Source organism: Nitratidesulfovibrio liaohensis (assembly GCF_011682075.1).
Lineage (GTDB): Bacteria > Desulfobacterota > Desulfovibrionia > Desulfovibrionales > Desulfovibrionaceae > Cupidesulfovibrio > Cupidesulfovibrio liaohensis.
The window spans coordinates 1-4,133 of the sequence record NZ_VSMK01000241.1 but is presented as its reverse complement, the minus strand read 5'-3'; the positions used below and the strand labels follow the sequence as shown (position 1 = coordinate 4,133).

Sequence of the window (4,133 nt, the reverse complement as noted above, 5' to 3'; positions counted from 1 at the left end):
GGGGCTGGGCGTGGCCGTGGTGCCGCTGTGCGCCGTGCGCGACGAGGTGGACCGGGGCGAACTGCGCGCGCTGGACGCCGCCGCCCTCGTGGATGCCCCCCAGACGGATGCGTGCCAAGTGAATATGTCCCGGGCGGATGTCCCCGGAATCCGCACTTCCCTGTCCGTCCCCGTGCTGCTGGCCCTGCCCGCCCGGCGGCAGGTGCCCGCCGCTGCCGCCTTTTTCGCCGGGATTCTGCGCGACCTGTTCCGGCCCTGACCCTCGGCCCCTGCCCAGCGTCCCCTCCCCCTTGTGCCCTGACCGCCCCGTCTTCCGGTCCGTCTCCCGGTCCGCCAAGCCGATCCGGGCGGCACCCCTGCCGCGTATCAATCTCCCCACCGGCCCTGCCCACACCAACAAAGAAAGAGGCCGCAGCGTTACCACTGCGGCCTCTTCGAAATATGGTGCCGAGGAAGGGACTCGAACCCTTACAGGATTTCTCCCACTACCCCCTCAAGATAGCGTGTCTACCAATTCCACCACCTCGGCACGGGGAACGACCGTATAGCGTTGGACGCCCCGGATTGGCAAGCACTTTCTGTCGTTTTTCCGCACCTTCGGTGCCGGTGCGTGACAAACCTGCGGCGCGACGCGCCCTCTGCCGATCTCAGCCGCGACGGGCTGCGGCGAAACACCGTTTGCCCCCTTCCTCCACCCGCCGGAGGGAGGCGCGCCGCAGGGGCCGGATGCACCGCCCGCTTCCGGCGTCACGTCTCGCGCCACCTCCGGTCCCGGTACGCAATCCGGCACATTCCGCCGCGCCCTCAGCGGCTTGCGGTGGTTGCGGGTTTGCATGTACTGTCGTGCCCTGTCTTCATCCGCCGCCGCAACGGCCCTTTCCGGCAGCCCGCACGGGCCGCCATGCCATGGCACGGCCTGCGTTGCCGCAGCCACCCCGAACCCACACGAACCGTACCCACGCATGAACATACCCGACTTTCACCCCGCCCAGCAGGCCCGGAACAGTTCCGCATCCACTCAGGCCGCGTCTCCCCATGCAGCATCCGGCGGTGCACCCGGCAGCATCCTGTGCCTGGACATCGGCAGCGGCACCCAGGACGTCTTGCTGACCATGCCCGGCCTGAATCCCGAAAACTGGCCGCGCTTCGTGCTGCCCACGCCCGCCCGCCGAGTGGCCAAGCGCATCGCCGAACTCACCGCCGAAGGCCGCCACATCTGGCTGCACGGCGAGAACATGGGCGGCGGCTTCTTTGGTGCGGTAAAGGCCCACGTGGCCGCCGGTCTGCGCATGGCCGCCCATCCGGACGCGGCCCTGGCCCTGCACGACAACCCGGAACGGGTGCGCGCCCTTGGCGTGGACATTGCCGAATCCTGCCCCGCCGGGTTCGCCCCGGTGCGTCTGGCCGACTACGAGCCCGGCTTCTGGCGCGCCCTGCTGGATACCTGCGGCCTGCCGCAGCCGCACCTGGTGGTGGCCGCCGCACAGGATCACGGTCACCATCCGCAGGGCTCCAACACCGTGGGCCGCTTCGAGCTGTGGCGCGATTTTCTCAACAATTCCTCGGACGGCCAGCCCGGTGACGGCCAAGCAGGCGCCAACCCGGCCAGCCTGATCTACGACGTACCACCCGCCCAGTTCACCCGCCTGAGCACCTTGCAGCGGGCCATCGGCGGCGGCCCCGTGGCCGATACCGGCGCAGCCGCCGTGCTGGGCGCGCTGGCCCTGCCCGAAGTGCAGGCCCGCAGCGCCCGCGAAGGGGTGCTGGTGGTCAACGCGGGCAACAGCCACACCATCGCCTTTCTGGTGTTCCGCCAGAGGGTGTGGGGCGTGTACGAGCACCACACCGGCATGCTGACCACCGAAAGCCTGCTGCACGACCTGAACGAATTCCGCCTGTGCTGGCTGCCCGACGAACAGGTGCGGGCCGCCGGGGGCCACGGCAGCGCCTTTGCCCCGGACATCCCGCCGGAAACGGAGGGCTTTCGCCCCGCCTTCGTGCTGGGCCCGCGCCGCGAAATGCTGCGCGGGCACGGCCAGTTCATCGCTCCGCACGGCGACATGATGCTGGCGGGCTGCCACGGGTTGTTGCACGGGCTGGATCTGCGCGTCAGGGCTTAACAGGACCACGCGACAGGGCTGGCCGCCCGTGCGACAGGGCTGGCCGCCCGTGCGGCAGGATTCAGCCCCGTGCGGCGGCCTTGCCCGGTTCGCAACCGATGGGCACTCGCACCGCCTGCTGGCTACAGTGCCACCCGGACACTCGTTTTTTTTCGGCCAACACGGCCCGCCACGCGGGCAACCATAAAGAGGGGTGCCATGGAATTCTTCGACATCGCCGAAATCTGGAGCCGCGAGGCCATCACCGCCGCCCAGATCGTCCGCCTGCGCAACACCGTGGAGCAGGCCATGAAGTCGCCCTTCTACGGCCAGCGACTGAAGGAGGCGGGCGTCACCCCCGGTTCCATCCGCTCGCTGGACGACGTGCGGCGCATCCCGCTCACCAGCAAGGACGACCTGCGCGCCCAGTACCCCGACGGGCTGATCTGCGTGCCCAAGTCGGAACTGGTGCGCATGCACGCCTCCAGCGGCACCACCGGCACCCCCACCGTGGTCTACCACACCCAGTCCGACCTCAATTCCTGGGCGGACCTGATGGCCCGCTGCATGCACATGGTGGGCATCCGACGCGAGGACGTGTTCCAGAACATGGCCGGGTACGGCCTGTTCACCGGCGGCCTCGGCATCCACTACGGCGCCGAGCGCCTGGGCTGCCTGACCATCCCCGCCGGGGCGGGCAACACCCGCCGCCAGGTCAAGCTGGTGCGCGACTTCAAGACCACCGTGGCGCACATCATCCCCTCGTACGCGCTGTACCTGGGCGCCGCCCTGCGTGACGAAGGCGAAGACCCCGCCGGACTGCCCCTGCGCATCGCCCTCATCGGCGCGGAACCCCACACCGAGGAGGCTCGTCGCCGCATCGAGGACATGCTGGGCCTGAAGGCCTACAATTCCTATGGCCTGTCCGAGATGAACGGCCCCGGCGTGGCCTTCGAGTGCGTGCATCAGAACGGCCTGCACGTCTGGGAAGACGCCTACATCGCCGAAATCATCGACCCCGTCACCGGCGAAGCCGTGCCCGACGGCGAGGTGGGCGAACTGGTCATGACCACCCTGTGCCGTCAGGGCATGCCCGTGCTGCGCTACCGGACACGCGACCTGACCCGGTTCCTGCCCGGCGAATGTCCCTGCGGTCGCGTGCATCGCAGGCTCGACCGCATCCTGGGCCGTGCCGACGACATGCTCATCGTCAAGGGCGTGAACATCTACCCCATGCAGGTGGAACAGGTGCTCATGGGCTTCCCCGAAGTGGGCCAGAACTACCTTATCGTGCTGGAGCGCGACGACTTCCGCGACGTGCTGCGCGTGAAGGTGGAAATCCGCGACGAGTACTTCGAGGAAGACATGCGCAAGCTGCACGGCCTGCGCGAACGCATCACCCGCCGCATCCACGACGAAATCCTGGTCACCCCCAAGGTGGACCTGGTCCAGCACAACAGCCTGCCCAAAAGCGAAGGCAAGGCCCAGCGCGTGCAGGACCTGCGCGAACGCCCCGCGTTGTAGGTTACGGTACTTCTGTTGAAAGTAATGCGGGGGAGGGGAGGAAACTTTTCCAAAAGTTTCCTCCCCTCCCCCGCACCCCCACCCCTCCTTCAAAACGTTTCAATTGGGGCGCATTGATAACGGCATGGTTCGCCGCTATTCCCAATCCGCCACCTTCACACCAAGTGATCCATCATGGAATACATTCTCGCCACCCTGTGCATCATTGTGCTGTTCGGCATGATCGGACTCAACGTGTTCGGGCTGCCGGGCAACTGGCTGGCCGTGGGCGTGCTGGCGCTGTGGAAGCTGCTGGCCCCCGCCGCGCCGGGCATGGACACGTGGTTCTTCGCCACGGTCATCGGGGCCGCCGCCGTGGGCGAAGTGCTGGAATTCGGCGTGCAGATGCTGGGCGGCAAGCGGTACGGCTCCACCGGGCGAGGCAACCTGGGCGGCATTCTGGGGGCCATCGCCGGGGCCATCCTGGGCGCGCCCTTCCTGTTCGGGCTGGGGGCGCTGCCCGGCGCGCTG

At 68.2% G+C, this 4,133-nt stretch carries 3 protein-coding genes, 1 tRNA gene and 1 pseudogene; 4 read left to right on the top strand and 1 reads right to left on the bottom strand.

Annotated elements, in window-relative coordinates; genetic code table 11:
• Window positions 1-259, top strand: a pseudogene (locus tag FVW27_RS09330) (hypothetical protein); the annotation flags it as partial.
• A 183-nt stretch (window positions 260-442) separates the two neighbouring features.
• Here FVW27_RS09330 and FVW27_RS09325 read toward each other — a convergent pair.
• A tRNA-Leu gene (locus tag FVW27_RS09325) sits at window positions 443-529 on the bottom strand.
• A gap of 433 nt (window positions 530-962) precedes the next feature.
• On the opposite strand from FVW27_RS09325, the gene FVW27_RS09320 reads away from it, so the two are divergent.
• From FVW27_RS09320 to FVW27_RS09310, 3 genes are all read left to right on the top strand, one after another.
• Window positions 963-2,120 (top strand): DUF1786 domain-containing protein, encoded by a 1,158-nt coding sequence (locus tag FVW27_RS09320; protein ID WP_208294718.1) that lies wholly within the window; start codon window positions 963-965, stop codon window positions 2,118-2,120.
• A 198-nt stretch (window positions 2,121-2,318) separates the two neighbouring features.
• A complete protein-coding gene (locus FVW27_RS09315; RefSeq protein WP_167124571.1) occupies window positions 2,319-3,623 on the top strand; it encodes a phenylacetate--CoA ligase in 1,305 nt (434 codons plus the stop codon).
• Between the two features lie 174 nt (window positions 3,624-3,797).
• On the top strand, window positions 3,798-4,133 hold a 336-nt coding region (locus FVW27_RS09310), incomplete at its 3' end, for a DUF456 domain-containing protein (RefSeq protein ID WP_167124569.1).

Excerpts from the sequence above, each read along its gene's own strand:
- FVW27_RS09320 (WP_208294718.1), top strand. The coding sequence starts at position 963 with ATGAACATACCCGACTTTCACCCCGCCCAGCAGGCCCGGAACAGTTCC.
- FVW27_RS09315 (WP_167124571.1), top strand. The coding sequence starts at position 2,319 with ATGGAATTCTTCGACATCGCCGAAATCTGGAGCCGCGAGGCCATCACC.